Below are 23321 nucleotides of genomic sequence, written 5' to 3'. Positions count from 1 at the left end.
TTATCCTCAACTTAAACCCGAGCCTATTGGCCTTGACCTAGTTGCATCACTCTTCTGAAAATTCTTTTGGTGGTGTCAGCTACTTGTACGTTTGTTTCGTAGCCCTTAGAAGCAGATAGCATATTTGCCATTTCTTCAACGATATTGACGTTTGGCTTATATATGTAGCCATTTTCATCTGCCATAGGATTACCTTGGCGCATATTCAATTTGCAGCGGTTTTGTGCTCTCTACCACGCCAAGAACGTTGACGCCAACGCCATCAGTGCGGTCGTTAGATGCTTTGTCTAATGCAGCTGCAAATACAGGGTGTCGTGCTTTATAGGTCTCGCCATAGCTACTGCCGACCGTATTAGCATTAGCTATATTACTCGCGGTTGTGTTTAATCGAACCGTTTCAGCTGACATGCCAGTGCTTGAAATATTCATGATATTAAATAAGCTCATAACTATTGTCCTCCGCTGCTAAGGGCTTTTTTCATTCCCTTAAATTTATCGTTTAGCAGCATTAATCCTGCCTCATATCGCATGCCTGTATCCAAAAACGCATTTCGTTCAACTTGCGCATCAACCGTATTACCATCACCTGTATCTGGTTGATTAGGTATTCTAAATTCTGTTTCAGCTCGCATGTTAGATTGACCTTTCATATGGTTGTCATGGGTGCGCATCAAAGAAGAACCGCCAGATGAGCCCGATTGCGCCGACTGCATCGCCTTTTGAAAATCGATATCTCTTGCTTTGTAACTAAGGCGTATTCGCATTTGCGAGATTACCTGCAATTACTTCCATTCGTTGTCCACGTACTTTTAATGCGTCGTAATGAACATTCATCAATCTGTCTAAACTTATAGCCATGCGCTTTTCACTCTCTTTTTGATTCTGGTGATCACAAAATCCGGCAAACAAACAGGTTTAATTGCCATGTGCTGGATATAGAGCAAATGCTATGCCAAGAAAATTGTAACGAGTAAATTAAAGCTAAAGAAGAAGTTTAGGCTTGAGGAAAACGCAAGCTAGCGCCTTGTATAATAAAGACCTCGGTCTTTTGTATGCATATTAAATTGTGCTTCAACACCGCTGATTGATTCAGCAGCTCCTAAAAATAAATGACCGCCTTTAGGGAGGCAAGCGGCAATTTTTGTTAGCACATCAGATTTTTGTTTGCCGTCAAAGTAAATCAAAACATTTCTACAAAATATAATGCTAAACTCGCCAAAACGGAAACTATCACTGATTAAGTTTATTGGCTTGAAGGTGACCATTGAACTAATAGCTTGTTTCACTCTCATTTTGTTTTTGCCGCAAGGTTCGAAATACTTTTGTCGCTTGGCGCTTGACAATCCGCGTGACAATGCAAGCTCGTCATACTCTGACTTTTGTGCTTGGGCTAACATTTTTGATGAGTAGTCAGTCGCCACAACTTCAACACCTGCAGCAAATGCCCCTTTATGATGTTCCATATAGTCTGATATCGACATTGCGATCGAATAGGCTTCCTGACCTGAAGCGCAGGCGCTAGACCATATCCTAAGTTTTTTACCTTTAAGCTCTTTATCTAGCTGTGGCAATATAGTGGAGTGAAGTAAAGTAAATGGATATTCATCTCTAAACCAAAATGTTTCGTTGGTCGTCATTAATTCAAGACACTGTTTAGTCAGTGCTTTGTCTTTCTGGCTAATAATGTACTCAACAAAGGTATCAAATATTTCATAATTGTTGTCTCGAGAAATACTCGACAATCGACTTTTGACCAAATATTGACGACTGTTACCTAAAACAATGCCGACCTTTGACTCTAGAAAGGCTGAAAAGCGATGATACATGCCTTCGCTTAATACATAGTGACTAGTAGACTGCATCTATTTATCGGCTAAATCAGTAAGTAACCATTTTTGTACTGCGCCAGCTAATTCATCGGGGTGAAATTTAGCAATAAAATCATCTGCGCCTACTTTTGATACCATTGCCTGATTGAACACACCACTTAATGATGTATGCAAAATCACCTGCAAACGAGCAAGCTCTGGGGTGTTTTTGATTTCTGCGGTTAAGGTATATCCATCCATTTCAGGCATTTCGATATCAGATACAATCAGTCCTACGCGATCAGTTACATCACCCGTTTCAGCCGCAATTTCTTTTAAGCGATTAAGCGCCTCTAATCCATTTTTGGCCATTTCAATCTCAAGTCCAAGGGTTGATAACGCTTTTTTAACCTGATTTCGAGCCACTGCAGAATCATCTGCAATGAAGATAATTTTTTCTTCATTCCCACCAATATCAACATTGTCAGTGATTTCTTTACTAACATCTGTATTAAGTGGAGATATCTCGTTTAATATTTTTTCTACATCCAAAATTTCGATGAGCTCATCTTCAACTTCTGTGACCGCAGTTAAATAACTCGCTTTTCCCGCTCCCTTCGGAGGAGGCATAATAGCGTCCCAGTTGGTATTGATAATTCTTTCTACAGAACCGACTAAAAAGCCTTGTACACTTCTATTGTATTCAGCAATGATAATAAAGCCTGACGATACATCTTCAATCGGCGTTCCGCCTGTAGCCATTGACAAATCAATAACAGATATAGTTTGCCCACGTATATGTGCAACTCCTCGGACTAAAGCATTTAGTTTCGGAATCGACGTAAGAGGCGGACACTGCAGTACCTCTCGTACTTTAAATACGTTAATACCGAAACGCTGACGCGAATTCAGTCTAAACAGCAATAGCTCTAAACGGTTTTGACCGACCAACTGCGTACGTTGATTGACTGAATCTAAAATACCTGACATATAAACCCCCAATTAGGCATGATAGTTGCGTATACACACTCATCTGATTAACCTGACGCGCTCATCGGTCACTAGTGCCAAACTAATGACACTGCATGATGACAATGCTTGTTAATCACCACCGTTATAAATAACTCAAAGGTGTGACGTGATGCGTATCCATGAATATAAGTTAGTATCGGCTAAAACTTGCTTAGCCTTAGTATGTTTTATGATTAGTTTTCCAAATTTTCCCGCGCTCGCTTTAATGAATCCTAGCGCCCAAGAAATACAAAACGAGGTACAAGCATATTTGTTCGAGCAACTATCCTTCACAAGCGATGATGAGGTCAGAATAAATGTAAGGGATATAGATACAAGAATACACATCGAAGCCTGCCCTAGCCCTTATTTATATGAGGCAAATGGTCTTAACACTAAACAAAGCAATCTTACCGTTAAAGTAAGTTGTCCAGATACTTCATGGTATTTGTTTACCCATGCTAGTGTCTCTGTGATTCAGCAAGTCGTTGTGGTTAATGAAAACTTAAGTCCCGGTACTTTACTTAACAAAAGTAATGTTTCAATTATAGAAGTAGATAAGAGCCGTTTACGAGGTAGTACCTTTATGTTGATTGAAGAAGTCACCGGCGCCAGACTTAAGCGACGTATGCGAGCAGGAGGCATAATCAATAACGCCATGCTATGCTATATTTGTAAAGGTGATAGAGTAACCATTGCGGCGGTAAGTGCTGGTCTTTCGCTGAAAGTATATGGCGTGGCTGAAGAGGATGGCGTGTTAGGCGATACAATTCAAGTGAGAAACTTGTCGTCCGATAAAAGAATATACGCACAAGTCCACAGCACTTCAGAGGTGCAAATTAAAATATAGACGTTTGCAACGTTTTTGGTATGAACGTTGCTTCACAATGAAACATCAAGGGCAAAATCGTTTGATATACAAATCAATGACAAAATATTGTCATATAGACCTAAAGAAAGATGATATTTGGTCGATACATGATTTAGAGGTAATTTTAGTGGTAGGAATTTATGGCTATTAACAACATAAACAACGCAAATAAAGCACCAATTGACGCGAGCAAATCGGCTCAGCAACAACAAGTGCAATCGCAGTCTGGCGCATCGGCACAACAAGCCAATGTAGCGAGTCAAGCAGGCGCACCTGCTCGTCAAGATTCTGTTTCATTAACGCAATCTGCTCAGCAGTTAGCAAATGTCCAGAAAAAAGGCGCAGACGCTCCGGTGAACCAAGAGAAAGTAGAGCGACTTAAAAAAGCAATTGCTGACGGTGAGTATAAAGTGAATCCTGAAATGCTTGCTAAGAAGATCGCTGTTCTTGAATCTCAAATTTTAGGTGTTAAGGCGTAACAGCACATGTCTAATAGTTTAGAAAATGCCATTTCAAAGCAGCTTGACCAACTCACACAGTTGAAATCCCTGCTTGAACAAGAGTTACATCTGATTTCTTCAAGAGAGCCAGAGAAACTCATGCAGCTTCTACACGACAAACAAACGATATTAGATAGTATCGAATCGCAAGACTCTGCTGTTGATACCTTGTACAAACGTGCAGATGCGTCTTCTGGTGTACCCGAAGCATGTGAAGCATTATTACAAAAGTGCAAAAACGTACTGTTTGAATGCAAATACTTAACGCAGATAAACGCTAAATCTGTTGAGCAAGGCCAATTGAGGCTAGTTCACCTACGAAACCTAATGATGGAACTTAGAGCCAAAGAGTCAATGACTTATGACCGCTCTGGTCGCCCAACAGGTGACGGCTCTTCAAAGGGCGTAAGCGCCTAGCAATAATCCCAAATTACCCAACAAAAAAGGTGTTCTTAAGAACACCTTTTTTTGTGCATCACATAAGGCCACAGCGATTAATAATAACTGACTTTGCGAATTCGCTTGGGCTTGGCAATAGACAAATATAAGTCATGAACCTTCTGCATATCAAGTTCTAGCTCTGTTGCATAAGTGTCATCACCAACTGCATACGATTTAACGACACGAGCGCCTCTTATAACACCTTCTACAGATGTTCTTAGTTGATTGTCTGTTAGAATTAAATTCGCTAATTGTTGTTCACCATCAATTTTTTGACCATATACTTGTTCAGCTAGTTCTCGGTATGCATCCAATTTTGACGCTTTTATTGCCATTAAGCGTTTTGACGAATCATCTTGGGCAAGTTGCGCATCTATTGGCGCATATCCTACTGCATGTAAAACCGGATAACTCTCAGGCTCAATAGTTTCCCATTCAACATGTTTGGTATACAAGCTATCACACCCTACCAAACTTAAACTAAGCGCAACAAATGTCGCTTTTAGTAAGATGTTTTTAGGGACACCTAATAAAGATAAATGCTCTACCCTATTGGGCCTTTCTTGCTTAGTTTCTTTAGCGTTGGTTGACATGGTATTTATTTCCTCAAGACACAATGGTGCTCTCATGTTTTACTATATAAAAATCATTAGCAAAGCCCATGCCGTTTTGCTGTTTGTTATATACATAAACAATGCACTTAAAGGTAGTTTGGCATAAATATTGAATTAAAACGGATAAGAATGGATAAGATTAAATTTGATTTTAAACAAAAAGCTGCCATCACTTTTTGTTGCTGCTTATTAGGAGCTAATATGCGCTTTTTCGCCCAATTTAAATCACTGTTACTGGTGTTTGTTTTATTTGTGCTCTACGCAAATCCGAGCATGGCGGCTTGGTTTTCTGCGACAGGTCAAGCAGTCGTCATTAATGGCGATCAACAAGCCGCAAGAGAGCAAGCTACCGAAGAAGCGATTAAGCAAGCCCTGCTGTTTGCCGGCGCGTCCGTTAAAAGCGTGCAACAAATGACTAACGGTCTATTAATGGATGATCATTTAGAAATTAGGGCAACAGGAGAAGTAAATACAATCGAATTGATTGATGAAGTATATCAAGACGGCATTGTTACTGTCCAAATCAGAGCTGATATTTTTGCCCAAGATGCCAAATGCAGTGCAGCAGATTATACCAAACGGCTATCAAGCACTTATTTTCCAATTCGTTTTCCCGCGCAAGCATCAGATGGGCAAATTCAATCCTTTGGGCATGCAAGCGCGTTAAAATTTAGCGACATCATGAAACAAATAAGTTCAAGCATGCATATTAGCGATATAGAGCCATATGTATTTAAATGGCAACAAGCGGCAATTCATGAGCAAGCACAATTTTTAGCTCGAAAAACAGATACTCAATATGTGTTAAGTGTCGTTATTGACGATATTAGCGTTGAGCGCTTTACATCCAAAGGATTTAACCCTTTTAAAAAAGCGCAAAGCGTTCGCAGTTTTGATTTCACCATTGAGTTACTAAATGGTGCTAACGGCGAAAATGTATATACACAATCGTACACTAGTGTAACGCCTTGGGAATACGAATATCACGAATCAGTTGACGTCAAAAGTGAAAGCTTTTGGCGCAGTCAGTATGGGAAAAATGCACAACGACTTATGCAAAAAGCCATTACTGACTTAGAAGAGTTTGCGGTGTGTGAACCGACTATGGGCAGAGTATTAGCTGTGGCAAATAATCAACTACAAATTAATTTGGGAAGCTCACATAATGTCAAAAATGGTGATCAATTAACCCTGTTTAATATCAAAGAAGTTATCGACCCCTTTGGTCAGTCTTATCAACAATTTATGCTACACCCTACCACACTGATTGTTCGCAACGTTTATGATACAACAGCCACCGTCGCTCCAGTAGATGGCTCACTGTTAGGCAATAGCGTGCAAGCAAATGACTTTGTAGCTCGCCAATAATTAGGGTGAGGTATAAATAGGCGTATATTGTCGCAAATAACGTGTAAATTTAGGAACACCATGATGTGTGTATCCGTGATATTTAAACGTTACTATTGAATATAAGCTTGGTGGTTTTTCCCTTTGGGCATCGGTGAAACCGCTGCCTATCTTAAACGTAACAAATTTACCATTTTTATTGGTATGCAAAACCTGTAAAGATCCCATTTTATTCTTATATTTTCCCTTGCCTTTGTGTTGAGCAATAACAATCGCTTCTGCGTCCATATATGGCTTTAGCTTGAGCAAATTAAGGTTACGCCCAGACTGAAATTTTGCACTTTTCTTGTGAAGCATTAACCCTTCAGCCCCATTTGAAACACTGCGTTGCAATTGTGCAAAAAGTTCGTCTTTTGTGCGGATAGACAACTGCTCTACCGCATGAAGATATGGGATATCTGTTTGCTTAATAAGTGTTTTGTAACGTTCAACCCGAGTTTCAAAGTCCGCATGTTCATCCGGAGCATCAAACACTTTATAGACTATATTCCTCCATTGCTCATCCTTGGGTTTGACTTTACTGACGGTCGATAACACATATTCAAATTTTTGATGCCCATACCAAAGCTCCCCGTCTAGCCATACATTTGGAAAACCCCGCGTAAACCATTGTGGCGCGTGTATTGGCTTACCTTGGCGTGTTTGCAATTGCCCATTTATCCATATTGCTCGGATACCATCATACTTTTCACTCACTAAGTATTCGCTTGGATTTTGTCCTTGATAAAGCGATGCTAATTGGACCTGGAGTTCTTTGTGTTTACTTTCGTCTTGATGAGCAATAGCACAATATGGAAATCCAAATATTACCGCTAACACAAGCAACCGTTTTAAATGATGCATCATGTCACACTCCTTGTGATCATTATTAATCAACATGCTGATTATTTGTTCTTTTATTAACGTAACACGCTTTTAAAAGTCACCCAGAAACATCGTAAATTAAGGACAGACTATTAAACAGCGTCACCACATTCATAATAATTTAAAACAGCTATAGCGCTCAACAGCATAGACAGGATTCAAATACATTGTACAGGTAATTACATTAGTGTTATCAAGTTTGCAGGTAAGTTGATGTTTACCAGAAAACAAGGACTTACGATTAACTTGAATTAGCAGAAATTTTGACGCAAACTAATGTAACACAATCATTCAAAACGATTTTCGGCCCTTAGTTCAACAGGATAGAACGGATCCCTCCTAAGTCTTTGATACAGGTTCAAGTCCTGTAGGGGTGGCCATTTTTTATGCGGTTTCGACTTGAGATTTTGTGACCGTTTTGACGTTTCTTTCTGGCTCGTGACCGTCTTGTGACCATAATAAGAAAAGCTTTCAAAAATTAAACTCTCGGCGCCGAACTAAAATTGTAACCCTCCCCTTAAATCAGAATAGCTAAGATAGAGTTTTCCATTTACAGTAAACCTAATGGAGACCGAAGATGAAAAAAACACGATTTAGCGAAAGTCAGATAATCAGTATTTTGAAAGAAGGTGAGTCTGGGGCGATGACAGTTCCTGATTTATGCCGATTGCATGGCGTGGGTCAAAGCACTTACTATAACTGGAAATCTAAGTATGGTGGCATGGAAGCGTCCGACTTAACCAAAATGCGTGAGCTTGAGGCTGAGAACGCGAAGCTAAAGAAGATGTTTGCTGATGTCAGCTTGCAGAACATGGCGCTGAAGGACATTGTTGAAAAAAAGCTATAAAGCCAGTGCACTTATTACTACCAGCCTAAATTAGTTGACGAAAGCGAGATTTTTATACCTAATGTTGTTAACACCAAGGGACTTTGTCGTGCTTTAATTACCAAGCGATTCTGTCGTAATCGCTAATTACCAAGGGAAACTGTCGGTCACTTTTTTACATGTCTGGTAATGTTCTTTTTTTTGAATATTTGAGGCATGTTGAGGATGATCGTGATGGATTCTAAAGCTCAACTCACCGTTGATATTATTGCTAAAGTCGTCGAAGGCAGAATAACAACTGCCAACGCCGCTAAGTTACTCAGTAAGTCTCGCCGCTCCATTGAACGCTATGTGAAACGATATCAGCAAGTCGGTATTCAATTTATTGTTCATGGCAATTGTGGAAAGTCGCCACCCAATAAAACACCTGTTTTAATTAAAAAAGCCGTGCAGGCCTTAATCAAAGAAAAATATTTTGATTTGAATTTGCTCCATCTTGCTGAAAAGCTAGAAACCGATGAACATATTGTCGTGAAGCGAGAGACACTGCGTGGTTGGGCACATGACATTCATCATGTGAAGCGCGCTAAACGTCGACGTGGTGTCGCTTGTAAACGCAGGGAGCGTATGGAAGCTCCAGGCTTAATGATGCAAATGGACGGTAGCCCGCATCGCTGGTTTGGGAATAAGAAGCACTGCTTAATCGCGATGATTGATGATGCCACCAGTGAAGTCTACGCGGAGTTCTTTCCCTCTGAAACTACCATGGGTTGCTTAAAAGCGATGCGAGACTGTATCGAAACGAAAGGTGTATTCAAAACGCTTTATGTGGACAGGGCCGGTATCTTCGGTGGGCCTAAGCGTTGTACTTTCTCCCAAATGCAGCGAGCTTGCGAAGAGCTGGGCGTTGAAATTATCTTTGCTAATTCACCGCAAGGTGAAGGCCGCGTTGAACGCGCCTTCGACACCTTCCAAGACCGCTTAGTGCCTGAGCTTAGGCTAAATAATATCAACGATATTGCTGCCGCCAACGCCTATCTCAAACATGTGTTTATTCCGCAGTTCTGGCAATCGAAAGTCCAAGTTAAATCAAAACAAACACCTGAATTTACTCCGCTATCAAAACACATTAACCTTGATGATATCTGCGTGATCAAAGACCATCGCAAAATCCGCAATGATCACACCTTTAGTTATGGCAATAAGTTCTATTTGATTGATTCGCCACTTAAACATTCCATTGCGAATCAGAAAATCGAAATTAGAAACACCAGCACAAAAGGCTTCACAGCGCACTTCGCTGGGAGAAAATTGGCTATATCTGAAGTTAATGAGCCTAGTAAGATGGCAAGTGAAGATTTAGAGATCCAAAAGAAATTAGAGGTGCTCGCCTTGGTCGAGAAGCTCGGTAACGTCTCTAAAGCATCGCGACAAAGTGGCGTGTCGCGGGACACCATCTACCGTCATTTAAAACTCGTTAAGCAAGGCGGGCCTGATGCCTTAAAACGTCAAGAGACGCCTAACATACGGCACAAAAACTGTTTAGATATGGAAATCGAGAAAGCAGTAATCGAGAAAGCAGTAATCGAGTTCTCTATTGAGCATCCTCACCTGGGTCAGCAGAAGGTTGCGATGAAGCTAACTGGAGCATTAGGCATTGATGTTAGCCCAAATGGCGTGCGCAGCATGTGGTTAAGAAATGATATGAATACCACAGCTCTGAGGGTCAAAAGATCACAGCTCATCCAAGAATCGGCATAAACTATAGCCAGTTTATCAACTGGCTGATATGCTTGTTACGACAAAGTCGCTCGGTAATTAGACCGACATAATCCCTTGGTAATTAGCGATTACGACAGAATCGCTTGGTAATTAAAGCACGACAAAGTCCCTTGGTGTTAACATCCTAAACTTTAGTAGCTCATATCTGATCGGGCACGTTTGATCGAAAGTTTCGACTTGGCTCGACATGTAGGAAAAAAGAGATGAAGCAGAAACGATAAACTAAGCTACCGCTTTGTTCGCATTGCGGAAGCTGAACGGTATTCAAATTCAAATACTAAATCCAGTAGCTGAACGTTAACACTACCAGCACAATAAACAAAAATATTATTGGCAAGGACGCCATTGCTAGAGAATCACTCTTATACCTATAAACGTCACCGACCAGAGCATACATTGCTTTATCAATTGGTTGAGCAATACTACCCAGACTTTATAGAGCACATTTCGCATCAAGGAAAGTCACTACCTCGGCATGTGGAAAAAGAGTTTGAAGAGTTTCTTAAGTGTGGTCGTCTTGAAAATGGATTTCTTCGTGTAGTCTGTGACGATTGCAAACACGAAAAGCTAGTCGTGTTTAGTTGTAAACGTAGGGGATTTTACTCCGGACGTCCTGTCCTACACCCTTCGGGCCAACCTTCGGTTGTTCAAAATCGTTCCCAACGATTTTGTGCCCGAGTTGCGGTGCAAGACGCATGGCTGAAAGTGCAAAATTACTTGTTGATGATGTGCTACAGGGCTACCCAGTTCGTCAATGGGTGTTGAGTTTACCCATCCCTCCGCGTTTATTACTCGCTCGGTATCCAAAAGAGCTTAGCAAAGTTATGCAAATCATTCATCGCGCTATTGCGACAGATATTATCCACCGAGCAGGCTGTTTAAAAAAGCAGGCTAACACAGGTGCGGTGACTTACATTCAGCGCTTTGGTAGTGCACTCAATCTCAATATTCATTTCCAGAAAAAACAGGTCTCATCCAACGCGATACAGAGAATACCTATCTAGAATTGCCGATGGATGATGAAGATAGCTTACTACCACTTCAAGCAGCCCATTCGGGATTAATCAGTCAGCTACCGGATAGCAGTAGGCTCAGATGCAGGTAAAAAAGTATTCAGCTTACAAGCAATGCCTGCCAGAGATTTGGAAAACTATGGTCAACTGGCGAAGATAGCTGGATTTAGCCTACATGCGGGGGTTTTCGCCGATACCTTTCAAGGCGATAAACTAGAGTGTCTTTGTAGATACATCTCAAGACCAGCGTTGAGTGAAAAACGCTTAAGCCTAACCTTTACTGGCAACATCAGATATGAACTCAAGACCCCATACAATGACGGTACTACACATGTGTTCTTCGAGCCGCTAGACTTTATTGCCAAGCTCGCGGCACTCGTCCCGCCTCCTAGACTAAACCTCACAAGGTTTTATGGGGTATTTGCCCCAATGCTAATGTACGAGCCGAAGTGACTGCTTCACAACGCGGCAAGAATAGTCCTCGTTTAGTTGAGCGTTTGAAAGATTCAGATAAACCATACCATGCCCGCAGTATGTCGTGGTCATCCGGTTACCGGCACAAAGCCCGTAGCCGGCGCGTGAAAGCGAGTTTTCTATATCGATATTACCGTTTGCGAAGCGTGCAAAAAGACGAATGTAAAAATAATCGCATGCATTACAGCCGGTGACCGCTCAGGCCTGCCGTCATCCAAAAGATATTAACGCATTTGGATAAACAAGATTCACCGATTACCGCCAACTCAAGCAGAGCACCACCACAAAATGATTCAGTGCAACCAACGCTGCTTGATGATTTCGTCATTCAGCGCGATTTTGACTTTGGAGCTTAATCGCCCCACCATCAACATAGCTTGAACATTAACTTGTTGAGGCACTACCTTCCTTGCATCACAAATAAGTTTTCGATCCTAATGGCCAGCCTATTTTATTATCTTGACTACACTTACTCGGTAAATGCCGGCTGTTTTTGAATCTGTAACGCATGAAACAAGCCCCAGAGCCAGCTGTCATGAAGGGTAGTAAATAGTGTTTGTTTTACTTATACTCAATATTTTCAAAGCAGCTTCGTCAAGTTGATGGCTGATTACAAAGTCAATATGTTAGTCATTAAAGAACGGCCCCTTTCAGGTAAGTTTTCAGGTGGCGGGCTCATGAAGGGTAGTAAATAGTGTTTGTTTTACTTATACTCGCTCGTCCTCGTGTATAGCGGAAGCGTGACGATAGAGTAAACTGGTCCAGACAGTGACAAAATATAATCAGCTTCAAAATTTTAGATAACGTGTCTGCGTAAATGAAGGATCCGTAAAAAAACTCAGAACCTTATGATCACTGGGTGTTATAATTGCGAGAAATAAGACGAATTTGAGCAAATTGCGATAGGGTAAGGTTACATTGAACGAGCACATAGAACGATATCTTAGAGAGTCTATGTACCTATGAACACGGGTATTCATCAATTGAAAACTAAAATAGTGCTTCGGATTATCGGTGTTTTGAGCGCCTTATTTTTCAGTGTGGCTACGCTGTTTCTTTTTGGGCTTTTTGAGTTTGGTTATATAACTACTGATGTGGTGAAACTCGTCGTGATTGCCTCCATTCTTGGTATCTGTGTAATTATAACTGCAACAATTTTTGCGCACCGCACGGCTATTGTTGTTGGTATCATTTCGACTTTGCTGTGTCAACTAACATTGATAGCTATGCTTGAGAATGCCACCAAGCCAAAAAGCGTGTCTTTATCAAAAGCCTGTGGAGAAATCAAAATTCGTGAATCATATCTCCCTTTAGAGCACAGAAAAACTTAAGACACGTAACAATTCTGTTTGGTAACAATTCTGTTTGATAGCTGTTTAGTGGTGCAGTTGTGATTTTTAAGTTGGACCCATAACATTTCATGGTTTAAAGCAATTCATTTCTCTGAGATTTCGTTTTCCAAAGAACGTGACGGTTCGTTTAAAGCATACCTTTCGTAAACTGACATGATGTGAGAGGAATTTTATTTTTTCACCGAAATTTCAGAACTCATTAAGTTGTTAAAAATTAAGAATTTTTATACAAAGTAATCTAAACGCATACCTAAAATTGCAACAACCAGATTATGATGAAAAACGATTGAGGTTATTGACGCGTTGAAGGTTCATTTGCAAGGTCGAAAAGTATGAAGTACGCAAAAGGGTTCACCCTCGTAGAACTAATTATTGTCATCGTGATTCTTGGGATCTTAGCAGTGACGGTTGCGCCTCGATTTATTGATTTAAGGACGGATGCAGTGATAGCAACAGTTGAAACAATGGAAGGAGCGTTAAAGTCTTCTGTGAAATTGGTGAATATGAAAGCCAGAGCACAAGGACTTGATAGACAAGCATTCACGGCGATTGATATAGGCGGTCAAAACGTAAATATTGTTTATGGCTATCCCGAAGCCCAATGGGGATATACTGTCCGTTATCTTCTAAATCTTGATAATGCGCCTTTTTTACCGGACAACTCAACAGTCTGTCAAAGAGATTGGTGCGGCAGAGGCAATCAGCCCGACGTTAATGGTGTAAATAACATCGGTGGTCGAGTGTCCGTTGTCGTGCCCAACGGTTATTCTATTTCGGATTTGTGCATTGTATATTATATCAACCCCGAAAACGGTGAATCACCTACTATTTTTTCCGATACTTCCGAATGTTGATAGATTGGCTTTAAGCAATCCTGCTTTATTTACCTAATAGAAAAATACGCATCTCGTAAACATATCATCGATAACTCTGTAGAACATTTAGGTGTTATTGCGAAGGATTTCTCGCTACTTTACGATATTTTCCGAGGATTAGAAGAGGCTTCTATCCATTCAATTAGCGACTCATATATAACTTTTACATCACGAGTAATAGAACCTCTCAGTTTACGTGTCATTAACAAAACAAGCGAGACCTGCCACAACCAGACTAGTCTTTGGTTCGTGCAGAGCAGTTAACTCTGATTTAGCTCTCCTTTGGGTAAATGAGGAACAGTACTCTCGTTTCTAATACGTATTAATGATTTTACATAACTTTATATTTATTGGCTTGCCATTGTTTATGCGATAACATTCTAGTTCTTAGTTATTTGGTATGAGTCTGCTGTATTATAAGGAAAACTTGTATGTTAGGAATAATCGATGTTTCGGGTAAACAAAAAGTCCAAAACAAGTATGGTTTTAAATCAGGAAACGACAGAAGGAACAACAGACGGTTTAAAAAGTTTTTTAAAAACCATTTACTCGTCAAAGTTTGTGCGTTGTATATAATATTTTTGGGAGGCGTTTCTCCTGCCTATTCACAAGAACCGGAAATACCATCAATCAATCGCCCCGTTCATACCGTAGAAGGGGCCAGACATTTCTCGGTAGCTGACAGAGCTAATGCCACTTACGAAGGTAATTTCACAGCACCCTACATACCGGCCATGCACACATCGGATGATGGACGTCTTGCAATGCCACCTAAGCGTTTCACGAATACTGAAACGCGCGTTTTCTTGTTGAGGCCTGAATCTCTCAATAGTCACTTTCACGATTTAGGTGAACTTGAAAGAGCAGCGTTGATTTCTCCTCGTGGCCCAATGGGTAACTTTGACGAAGGTGGCTCAATGAGCATTGGAGGCCGTAATGACTACATTGACACAGAAATTCCTGGTGTTATTGGTAACGCGGTCACCCATTTAACTTTTTACGACGACCCGAACTCACCGAAGTCTAATCCGTATGCTGGTGATCCCAACCACCCATACGAGTGGGTAGAAGGTCAAGTCACCGATCGTGACTATTACGATATGATTGTACTTACTTTTGCAAATTACAATGATAATGATCACAAGGTACCTTTCTATACTCCAGTTACGATAGAAGTGACTGCTCCTAAAACATCAAACGCTAGAATTACTCGAGTTTTTAGAGGTTCACCCCAAATAGGCACTCCTTTTGCTGCGTCACAAGTATTTGAACCAAGACTAACTGAGGATAAGCAATTGTTGGTTATGCGTATTGATACACGTGATTTTAATCATCAAGACACATCGTTAACGTCATATCAAAATACTGTGTACTCTTATCGTAGTCACTCTGAAGCGATATCCCGTTCTAGTCATCCTAATGAACAGCCTTTATTTGAAGAAGTGCATCCAATCACCTATGCGCATATCGATCCTAATTTAAAACTCGATGATGGTGTTACGCATAAATATGGTTTTGCTGTTTACCCAATGCGAGATGCGTTCGGTGACATAATACCTCATGGTAACGACACTAAGGCGACCTATCCGTGGATAGACCGTCAAGGCGACAATATCGTCTACACTACGCTTGGTGAAAGATTACGCTCTAACAACAGCGATAATAGCTCTACTCGCTATCCAGTTACTAACGTGCCAGGAGTATCAGACTTTACTGGTATTTTTGATCACAGCGTCAGCAATATCGATCACTCAACCGATACGAAAGGCAGTGTCGTAGTTGGCTTGTGGACTCAAGGCAAAATTGTGACCATTGACAATATGGTGAACAACATTGATTTTGGTTTACATGTGCGTGATTCGGCACATATGTTGATTGACCTCTATGAAGACGGCACAGGCACTGGCGGTGCGAGCGAAAGTGGAAACATACGTATTGCTGCAGGTAGAGATAATGACCGATATACTCATCCTTGGGGCGCACTAAGGTAACACAACGTTTTTTGAATCGATGGAACAAATCTTCAATTACGACCCAAATGTGAAACCCGTAACCCCAAGAGATGTTGTGTGGTTTATTAGCAGTGGTACAGCGACTGACGAATTTGCATTCGATGATTACCTAAATCTTGATAGCTTTATTGTGAGTCATATGAATGCAGCTACTTCTTATTTTGCAGCCAATGAACCAACAGGTGAGGCTGTTTTTGAGGTAAGCCCAAATCAGGATATGTTGTATCATGACGGTTATTTTGGCGGGGCTAATGGTGCTCTAGATCCAACTCGCGTAATATTCGAAAACTCAGGTACTGCACTACCTACACGATGGGCTATCCCACGCAACGCAACGACATTTGGTGCTAATAATAATATTCGTGTCGAACCTGTGGCTTTAGGGGGGATCGTTGGAAAGGGTTTATGGCTGGACGGTGATGAAGGTATCAGCTATGTCATTCCTGGCGGTCAGCCTCAGTCATTAAGTGCGAGTGATTGGTACTACGGTATCTACCTAGACAGTAGGTTTGATGATGATAATACCCGCACCGTTTTATCTTTTCCCGATGGCAGCGAATTGCGCTTACGCGGTCGCGATGAAGTTATCTACTTCAAGGACAATAATGTTCATACAGTATCCTTACCTATGGGTATCGAATTACCTCTACGGGGATGGGGACATGTCGCTTTACAAGTGTATAACGGTGGTAACCGAGTTCAGCTTTATATTAATGGTTTCTTATTGGACACCTATGGCAGGGTGGTACGACCTCGCTATTCCAGTTAGAAGAATACGGTACACTAAATATAGGAGCTTCATCTGATGGCTTTCGTGGTTGGGTAGATGAGTTCCGTGTGTTTGCACAAACTTTTGATCCCGAAGTAGTGGCTAACCTAGCTAACGGCACATTAGTTGGCTTTAACATCGATGATGAAGACGTTCCTACACGCTTACGCAATTTAGCTAATTCGTATCCTCGGTCATCACACGATGCCATTAGTTCATTGTTGACAGGCGCTGGTGAGACGGCTTATCAACGCTATGCCGTTCACCATGACTATACGAGAGATTATGCAGCGCACTTGGGGAATATTCCGACGTCTGTCACTAGCATTCGTGAATCTGTCTTGTTCCCGGAAGGTCCACTGTATCACAATGCACCACGCCCAGATTCATCCACTAACCAATTCTGTCTCGCTTGCCACAGTGCAGATAGCTTTCAGGGATTAGCAATAAATGCATTAGAACCACATTCGGATGGACTAAACGCTGCTCAAGATCCGCGCCGTCAACCCATGCAACCTAGGCCATTTGTCAATGGGAATATTCCCGCAAACTGGTTAGTAGCAAGTCCAGACACTACAACCATTGCAGTTAATCAGCCAATCGATGAATGGCTTTTAGCCGCTTTTGAAAATGTGATGCCGGTCATCACAGAGCAAATTAATCAATTAGTTGTAACAGAAGATGAGTCTTTGACCTTATCGCTGAATGACATTGCCGTGACCGATGATGATAGTAATTTTCCAAATGACTTTACATTAAGGGTGCTCGCCGGTGCTAACTTTACAGTAAATGGTACAACAATAACTCCGATAGAGGATTTTTTTGGTACTTTAGAAGTGCCAGTTCAAGTGAATGATGGTGAGTTAGATAGTAATACTTTTGAGTTGAACGTTAATGTGACTGCCGTGAATGATCCACCGGTCATTGTGGGACAAAATAATTTTAGTATAAATGAAGATACAAGTGCATCGATTAGTGTGTCCGATGTGAATGTAGTTGATGAAGATACCCCTCAAGACCAGTTGACTCTTATTGTCACGCATGGTGAAAACTATACATTTGATGGCAATACTATAACGCCCACAGTCGACTTTAATGGTGCGCTTAGCGTCAATATCAATGTCAATGATGGTGAAGCCACCAGTGAGCCGTTTGTGTTTATCGTCGATGTGAATGCCGTGAATGATGCACCGGTCATTGTGGGACAAAATTATTTGAGTATTAACGAAGACACAATTGCACCTGTTGATGTGTCGGATGTGAATGTAATCGATGAAGATAATTCCCAAGATGAACTTACAGTTATTATCAGTCAAGGCAATAACTACACCACTGATGGCGTGAACATCTCACCCACAAACAACTTTAATGGTTTGCTAAACGTCAATATCAATGTCAATGATGGTGAAGCGGTCAGTGAGCCGTTTGTGTTAATCGTCAATGTCGATGCTGTGAATGATCCACCGGTTATTGTGGAACAAAATAGCTTTAGCATGAATGAAGGTACTAGCGCATCAATTTCTGTGACGGATTTACATGTGCTTGACATCGATAACACCCAAGATGAACTAACAGTGATTATCGGTCAGGGAAACAACTACACCACCGATGGCATGAATATCACACCTGTAAGCGATTTTAATGGATTACTTAAGGTGAATTTAAGCGTCTATGATGGTGAATCTAGTAGTAACCCATTTGTATTCGATGTCAACGTTAATGCTATCAATGCCCCGCCAGTTATCTTGGGACAAAATAGTTTTAGTATGAACGAAGATACGAGTGCTTCTATTTCTGTGTCGGATTTACGTGTGTTTGACAACGATAATACTCAAGATGAACTTACAGTTATTATCAGTCAAGGCAATAACTACACCACTGATGGCACGAATATCACACCAGTAAGTAACTTTAATGGATTACTTAAGGTGAATTTACGCGTCTATGATGGTGAATCCAGTAGTGGCTTATTTGTATTCGATGTCAACGTTAGTGCTGTCAATGACCCGCCAGTTATTTTGGGACAAAATAGTCTAAGCATGGACGAAGACACAAGTTTGGCTATTTTAATGTCGTATTTAAATGTGCTTGATGATGATAGCAACCCAGCAGAGATGTCTCTTGTTATTGAGCAAGGCCGTGACTACACATTTGATGGCGCTAGTATTACACCAACGGAAAATTTTAATGGTGAGCTTAATGTAAATTTACGCGTCAACGATGGAGAATCTTTCAGCAATAATTTTGTTTTTACTGTGAACATAAACCCTATTAATGATGTTCCTACCGCCAGAGATGATAGTTTAACAGTCATGCAAGGAGCAAATGCAGTTTCTATAGATGTATTGGTTAATGACGAAGATATTGATGGAGACACTTTGACCATTTCAAGCATTATCTATGATGGTTCAGGGGTTGTATCGGTAAATGGTGATCGAATTAGTTATACTCCTAGTTCGAGCTTTAATGGTACTGAATCTATAAAATACACAATTGCTGATAGTGCAGGAAGTGAGAGTGAAGCGACGATCACAATAACGGTTAATCCTCGAGCCAACAATTCAGGCAATAATCAGACATCGGAAGGAGCTAGTGGAGGATCATTGTCATTAGCAGTATTCTTATTCTTGCTCAGTATGATGCTACTGAGGAGGTCTACTCCTTTTTTGAGGAGGGTTTAATCAAAGTGCTTTTTGTTCGATAACATTCGAAAAAGGGTCTTGAGTTGTCTTATATATTGCCGATATTGTTTGCGGTTTCAGGGCAGCTCGGCTCAGCATTTCTAGTCAATTAGTGTCGATTTTGAGTGTGAGAGTCTCGTAATCCCATCTAGTCTTTAACAAACCGCCATGGTAGCAGTTGCTCGACGTCTTTGTCTTGAGTGGCGATTTGCGCTAGCAAGTGCATTACATAATCGAATGGCGGTAACCGTAGCCCAACCCCCGTCTACTGCCAAGTGATTTAGCATCGCATAATGTTCTCTTTGATAACTCATCGAGGACACTATGCCCAGAAAACGCCGAACCAAAGAAGAATGGAAAGCTACGTTAGAAGCCCAAAAGGCCAGTGGCTTAACAGCACCTGAATATTGCGCCAAGCATAAAATCCATCTGCAAACGTTTTACGCCAGAAAAAGCGACATCTTAAAGCCGTGGCCCAAACCCAATCCTAAGGCATGGGTAAAAGTGAGTAAAGATAAGACAGAGTTGACTGCACTCTCGCCGCAACTAAGTCTGCACTATCAAGGTGTGGTGATTAACGTGCTGCATTCGCCAGAGCCAGAGTGGTTAACGGATGTCATTAAAGGCCTTGCCTCATGAAGATGTTTGTCGAGCCTAACGATATTTATCTGCACACCCGTTTCGTGGATTTCCGCAAAAGCATCAACGGCCTGTTAGTGATCATCGAATGTGAGCTTGAGTTGTCTCCATTTGACGATGCAATGTTTATCTTTTGCAATAAAAAACAAGACAAACTCAAAATCGTCTATTGGGATAAAACGGGCTTTGCCATGTGGTATAAAGTGCTGCAAAAAAATCGATTTAAGTGGCCTAAATTAAGCGACATGAGTCACCTCAGATTAAGCGAACAACAGCTCACTTGGCTGTTAGGTGGCTATGATGTTATTGGGCACAGCACGCTTCATTACACGTCCATGGGCTTATAACGTATGATCATAAAAACAACTTATTGATCACGATTTAATCTACATAAAATCAGCTATTTAGGAGAGCATTGAGGTAAAATATAGGGCATGAAAAAAGCCCAGAGCACACTGCCGACTGACGTTGCCGCCTTGCAAGAGATGGTGCTTAAGTTGCGCGAGCAAAACCAAGCATTAAACGCGAAGAACCAGCGTTTAACCGAGATGTTTCGCTTAGCCCAGCAAAAACGCTTTGGCAAAAGCAGTGATACATTCGGTGGGCAAGGTGAGCTATTTAACGAAGCGGAAGAGATTGTTGAGCAAGCAGACAAAGCTGAGGCCGATGCTAGCGAAACTATCACTTACACTCGCCGTAAAAAGCGGGCTGAGAAGATAGCCGATGATATTCCTCGTGAGCGCGTTATCCATGATATCGCCGATGAAGATAAGTTCTGCGACTGCTGTGAGCATCCGCTGCATCAAATTGGCGAAGACACGAACGAGAAGATTGAGTTTATCCCCGCCCAAATAAAAGTGATTGTGAATGTGAGACCGAAATATGCTTGCAAAGCCTGCGAGCAGCAAGGGACTCACAATCGTATTAAACAAACCCCTGTGCCGCCAAGCATTATTCCCAAGGGCTACGCCACGCCTAGCTTAATATCCCAAATCATTACCAGCAAATATCAATATGGCTTGCCGCTTTATCGGTTAGAGAGCATGTTTGCGCAATACGGCATTGAGCTGTGTCGGCAAACCATGTCAAAGTGGATGATAAAAAGTGGCAATATCTTCGAAATCTTATACGACATGATGCGGCAAATATTACTGGAGCAACCGGTCATCTTTAGTGATGACACTACCGTGAAAGTCGTGGGCGACAATAAGGCAAAATCCTACATGTGGTTATATGGCTGCGGGGCAGATTCGCCTGCCGGTAGAATAGTGGACAGCGATATTCCCAATATCGTGCTGTTTGATTATAACAGTGGCCGAGGCGGCCAAGTGATAGTGGACTACTTAGACGGTTACAATGGTTACATGCATGCCGACGGCTACCCTAGCTATCATAAAACACAAGCGACCATTGTTGGCTGCTGGGCACATGCTAGGCGCAAGTTCACTGATGCGCAAAAAGCCATGGGCAAGAACAAAAGTGGCAAAATCAATTGGGCCATTAACCACATTAAAAAGCTATATCGAGTAGAAACCCTCATTAAAGATAAAACTATCGATGAGCGTTACCGCATTCGCCAAGAGCAAAGCCTGCCATTGCTTGATGAATTTAAAACGTGGCTCATTCAATCCAAAAGCCAAGTGTTAGGGCTAACCGACCTAAGTGATGCCATTCAATACTGTCTAAATCAATGGGAAAAGCTTGAACGTTATACATTAGATGGACGGCTCAGCATAGACAATAATCGCGCAGAGCGCTCAATAAAACCCTTCGTGAATGGCAGGAAGGCATGGCTGTTCTCACAAACTGCAAAGGGTGCTAAGGCCAGTGCGATACTTTATTCAATGGTAGAGAGCGCAAAAGCCAATGGGCTTGTGCCTTACGATTATATCACCCATTTACTCGAAGCCTTTACGCAACCTGAGCCTAACATCGAGCAATTACTGCCTTGGAATGTGAAGTTAGGTGACGGTCTTTAGGCGACGGTTACAGTGTAACGATACAAAATTTAATGCAACAAGCCTATATTTAGGACGAGTACCTCTTTATGCATGGTTAAGACGCAGCGGAGGAGTGGCATCAATGGAGCGATTCATTATTGATGCTTATTAAACAATTGTATGACAAAATACTAAACAGAGCTTCGCAAGATGGTTCGTTAGTATTGCGTTATGTCCCCTCCTAAACTCGAGATTCTGATGGAAACTTTACTTCGCAGATACACCGAAATCCCATATTTAATAGACTATCTATACAGCAAAGAGCTTGCTTTGCTCGATCCTTCAACTTGGGACGACCGCAATGATTTATTCTACATTAAGGAGTACGTTAGGCAATCCAACGTTGAATCAGTTTATGCACTTTGTTTGGATGTTTCTGTGGGTGAGAATCACCCACAGAAACATCATTAAACTGTCGATACTGGGGGAGTTTAACCCGCTGGGGCATTAACAAACCTATTGAGTGGGTGAATTTAACCCAAAAGTTTTGTGACAATTTGTGCCCAAAATTGTGACCAAATCTTGAGTAACTTAATCGTTATTAATCGTTAAATGATTTGATATCTTCTCCACGCCAGTAAAGTCAGGGGATGCAGAAGAAGCCCGATTAAGAACTTTACTCACCATCTAGAAGGTTATGAACTCCTAAGGTTCAAATGGGGGTTCGAGTCCCTCAGGGCCGGCCAATTAGTCAGTTCTTTTAGCAACAAATTCCATTCCTAAATCGTACGATCTATTGTAACTTCACCTGTGTTTGAGTCATAAAATATAGATAGTTCGGGTTGGTCAACCATTACGTATGTGCAAGTATTACTTGAATAGGTGACTTGAAAATCCGTACTAGTAGAAGTGCTAACCGTAGGAGAGTTATCGTCTAAAACTGCCTCCCAAACACTGATACAGTCATTAGTGTTATTTAATTGAGGATTTGATTCGAAAGGGACAAAAGATTGAGCAGGCCATCCGTTTACATTGATATCTAGCGTATTTTCACCCGTTCCATAAACGTCCAAATTATCTATTGGGCCTGAACCACCTGTCGATTGCCATTTGTAGTGTGCTAGCTTAATAGCGGACTCAAACGCTCCGCCTACCGCCTCGACAACAGATACGTTTGCATTATCGGAAACATTAATAAATCTTGGGGCAGCCGTCACTGATAGTATACCAAGAAGTACAATTACAATAATAATCTCAATCAGGGTGAAGCCCCTTGTACGGTTAAGCTTGACTTGTTTCATTGGTACCCGACATTTATCAATGACGTTTGAATGTTACCACCTGGTAACCATCAATTGATTAATACAGAACATACCTATGTATGTTTATGTAAATTCCGAGTTTGGAGCACTCAAAATGGAAATTTGGTCAGTTTTTGCCAG

Annotated in this window: 20 protein-coding genes, 1 tRNA gene and 5 pseudogenes; 18 read left to right on the top strand and 8 right to left on the bottom strand. The window is 41.4% G+C overall.

Going from position 1 to position 23321, the window contains the following annotated elements; genetic code table 11:
• Nucleotides 1–23 precede the first annotated feature (23 nt).
• The 4 genes and pseudogenes from flgC to ACZ1G6_RS04705 form a co-directional block, all read right to left on the bottom strand.
• Nucleotides 24–447 (bottom strand): annotated as a pseudogene (gene flgC, locus ACZ1G6_RS04720) (flagellar basal body rod protein FlgC).
• A gap of 2 nt (nucleotides 448–449) precedes the next feature.
• Nucleotides 450–858 (bottom strand): annotated as a pseudogene (flgB, locus tag ACZ1G6_RS04715) (flagellar basal body rod protein FlgB).
• A gap of 158 nt (nucleotides 859–1016) precedes the next feature.
• Nucleotides 1017–1862 (bottom strand): CheR family methyltransferase, encoded by an 846-nt coding sequence (locus ACZ1G6_RS04710; RefSeq protein ID WP_472618285.1) that lies wholly within the window; start codon nucleotides 1860–1862, stop codon nucleotides 1017–1019.
• On the bottom strand, nucleotides 1863–2798 hold the full coding sequence (locus ACZ1G6_RS04705) for a chemotaxis protein CheV (protein ID WP_472618284.1): 936 nt from the start codon (nucleotides 2796–2798) through the stop codon (nucleotides 1863–1865). It abuts the gene before it with no gap.
• 151 nt (nucleotides 2799–2949) lie between these two features.
• Here ACZ1G6_RS04705 and flgA point away from each other — a divergent pair, with 151 nt between their 5' ends.
• The 3 genes from flgA (at nucleotide 2950) to flgN (ending at nucleotide 4607) form a co-directional block, all read left to right on the top strand.
• A complete protein-coding gene (gene flgA, locus ACZ1G6_RS04700; protein WP_472618283.1) occupies nucleotides 2950–3669 on the top strand; it encodes a flagellar basal body P-ring formation chaperone FlgA in 720 nt (239 codons plus the stop codon).
• Nucleotides 3670–3830: 161 nt separating this feature from the next.
• Nucleotides 3831–4169, top strand: a complete 339-nt coding sequence (gene flgM / locus ACZ1G6_RS04695) for a flagellar biosynthesis anti-sigma factor FlgM (protein WP_472618282.1) — start codon at nucleotides 3831–3833, stop codon at nucleotides 4167–4169.
• Nucleotides 4170–4175: 6 nt separating this feature from the next.
• Entirely contained in the window at nucleotides 4176–4607 is a 432-nt protein-coding gene (flgN, locus tag ACZ1G6_RS04690; RefSeq protein ID WP_472618281.1) for a flagellar export chaperone FlgN, read from the top strand.
• A gap of 77 nt (nucleotides 4608–4684) precedes the next feature.
• Here flgN and ACZ1G6_RS04685 read toward each other — a convergent pair whose 3' ends face one another.
• Nucleotides 4685–5224 carry an LPP20 family lipoprotein gene (locus tag ACZ1G6_RS04685; RefSeq protein ID WP_472618280.1) on the bottom strand — a complete coding sequence of 180 codons (540 nt, stop codon included), beginning with the start codon at nucleotides 5222–5224 and terminating at the stop codon, nucleotides 4685–4687.
• Between the two features lie 222 nt (nucleotides 5225–5446).
• Here ACZ1G6_RS04685 and ACZ1G6_RS04680 point away from each other — a divergent pair, with 222 nt between their 5' ends.
• Nucleotides 5447–6613, top strand: coding sequence for a flagellar assembly protein T N-terminal domain-containing protein (locus ACZ1G6_RS04680; RefSeq protein WP_472618279.1), 1167 nt, complete (start codon nucleotides 5447–5449; stop codon nucleotides 6611–6613).
• On the opposite strand, the gene ACZ1G6_RS04675 is transcribed toward ACZ1G6_RS04680, so the two are convergent.
• Nucleotides 6614–7498, bottom strand: coding sequence for a DNA ligase (locus tag ACZ1G6_RS04675; protein WP_472618278.1), 885 nt, complete (start codon nucleotides 7496–7498; stop codon nucleotides 6614–6616).
• A gap of 322 nt (nucleotides 7499–7820) precedes the next feature.
• Between ACZ1G6_RS04675 and ACZ1G6_RS04670 the strand changes: the two genes are divergently transcribed.
• The 10 genes and pseudogenes from ACZ1G6_RS04670 (at nucleotide 7821) to ACZ1G6_RS04625 (ending at nucleotide 19300) form a co-directional block, all read left to right on the top strand.
• A tRNA-Arg gene (locus ACZ1G6_RS04670) sits at nucleotides 7821–7896 on the top strand.
• A 197-nt stretch (nucleotides 7897–8093) separates the two neighbouring features.
• Nucleotides 8094–8357: pseudogene (locus tag ACZ1G6_RS04665) on the top strand (transposase); the annotation flags it as partial.
• A 210-nt stretch (nucleotides 8358–8567) separates the two neighbouring features.
• A complete protein-coding gene (locus ACZ1G6_RS04660; RefSeq protein WP_472618277.1) occupies nucleotides 8568–10103 on the top strand; it encodes an ISNCY family transposase in 1536 nt (511 codons plus the stop codon).
• Nucleotides 10104–10448: 345 nt separating this feature from the next.
• Nucleotides 10449–11967 (top strand): annotated as a pseudogene (locus ACZ1G6_RS04655) (transposase).
• A gap of 228 nt (nucleotides 11968–12195) precedes the next feature.
• Nucleotides 12196–12306: pseudogene (locus ACZ1G6_RS04650) on the top strand (DUF3010 family protein); the annotation flags it as partial.
• 267 nt (nucleotides 12307–12573) lie between these two features.
• Nucleotides 12574–12942 carry a hypothetical protein gene (locus tag ACZ1G6_RS04645; RefSeq protein WP_472618276.1) on the top strand — a complete coding sequence of 123 codons (369 nt, stop codon included), beginning with the start codon at nucleotides 12574–12576 and terminating at the stop codon, nucleotides 12940–12942.
• A gap of 353 nt (nucleotides 12943–13295) precedes the next feature.
• A complete protein-coding gene (locus ACZ1G6_RS04640; protein ID WP_472618275.1) occupies nucleotides 13296–13817 on the top strand; it encodes a prepilin-type N-terminal cleavage/methylation domain-containing protein in 522 nt (173 codons plus the stop codon).
• A 452-nt stretch (nucleotides 13818–14269) separates the two neighbouring features.
• The gene (locus ACZ1G6_RS04635) at nucleotides 14270–15829 is read left to right on the top strand and encodes a hypothetical protein (protein WP_472618274.1); all 1560 of its coding nucleotides are present in this window, start codon (nucleotides 14270–14272) and stop codon (nucleotides 15827–15829) included.
• Between the two features lie 49 nt (nucleotides 15830–15878).
• Nucleotides 15879–16619: a hypothetical protein gene (locus ACZ1G6_RS04630; RefSeq protein WP_472618273.1), complete on the top strand. Its 741-nt coding sequence runs from the start codon at nucleotides 15879–15881 to the stop codon at nucleotides 16617–16619.
• Nucleotides 16620–16687: 68 nt separating this feature from the next.
• Nucleotides 16688–19300, top strand: a complete 2613-nt coding sequence (locus tag ACZ1G6_RS04625) for an Ig-like domain-containing protein (protein WP_472618272.1) — start codon at nucleotides 16688–16690, stop codon at nucleotides 19298–19300.
• Nucleotides 19301–19455: 155 nt separating this feature from the next.
• Here the strand turns inward: ACZ1G6_RS04625 and ACZ1G6_RS04620 are convergent, their stop codons facing one another.
• The gene (locus ACZ1G6_RS04620; protein ID WP_472618271.1) at nucleotides 19456–19614 is read right to left on the bottom strand and encodes a hypothetical protein; all 159 of its coding nucleotides are present in this window, start codon (nucleotides 19612–19614) and stop codon (nucleotides 19456–19458) included.
• Between the two features lie 10 nt (nucleotides 19615–19624).
• On the opposite strand from ACZ1G6_RS04620, the gene tnpA reads away from it, so the two are divergent.
• From tnpA to ACZ1G6_RS04600, 4 genes are all read left to right on the top strand, one after another.
• Entirely contained in the window at nucleotides 19625–19939 is a 315-nt protein-coding gene (tnpA, locus tag ACZ1G6_RS04615; protein ID WP_472617504.1) for an IS66 family insertion sequence element accessory protein TnpA, read from the top strand.
• Entirely contained in the window at nucleotides 19936–20286 is a 351-nt protein-coding gene (tnpB, locus tag ACZ1G6_RS04610; RefSeq protein ID WP_472617505.1) for an IS66 family insertion sequence element accessory protein TnpB, read from the top strand. Before tnpA ends, tnpB begins: the two co-directional genes overlap by 4 nt.
• A gap of 87 nt (nucleotides 20287–20373) precedes the next feature.
• Nucleotides 20374–21918, top strand: a complete 1545-nt coding sequence (tnpC, locus tag ACZ1G6_RS04605; protein ID WP_472617506.1) for an IS66 family transposase — start codon at nucleotides 20374–20376, stop codon at nucleotides 21916–21918.
• A 219-nt stretch (nucleotides 21919–22137) separates the two neighbouring features.
• Nucleotides 22138–22350: a hypothetical protein gene (locus ACZ1G6_RS04600; RefSeq protein WP_472618270.1), complete on the top strand. Its 213-nt coding sequence runs from the start codon at nucleotides 22138–22140 to the stop codon at nucleotides 22348–22350.
• Nucleotides 22351–22658: 308 nt separating this feature from the next.
• Here the strand turns inward: ACZ1G6_RS04600 and ACZ1G6_RS04595 are convergent, their stop codons facing one another.
• Complete coding sequence (locus tag ACZ1G6_RS04595) at nucleotides 22659–23180, bottom strand: prepilin-type N-terminal cleavage/methylation domain-containing protein (protein WP_472618269.1); 522 nt, start codon at nucleotides 23178–23180, stop codon at nucleotides 22659–22661.
• Nucleotides 23181–23321 lie beyond the last annotated feature (141 nt).

Source organism: Glaciecola sp. HA4-3 (assembly GCF_055693685.1).
Note: the sequence above shows the minus strand (reverse complement) of the source record. Positions and strands in the feature narration are given on the sequence as shown.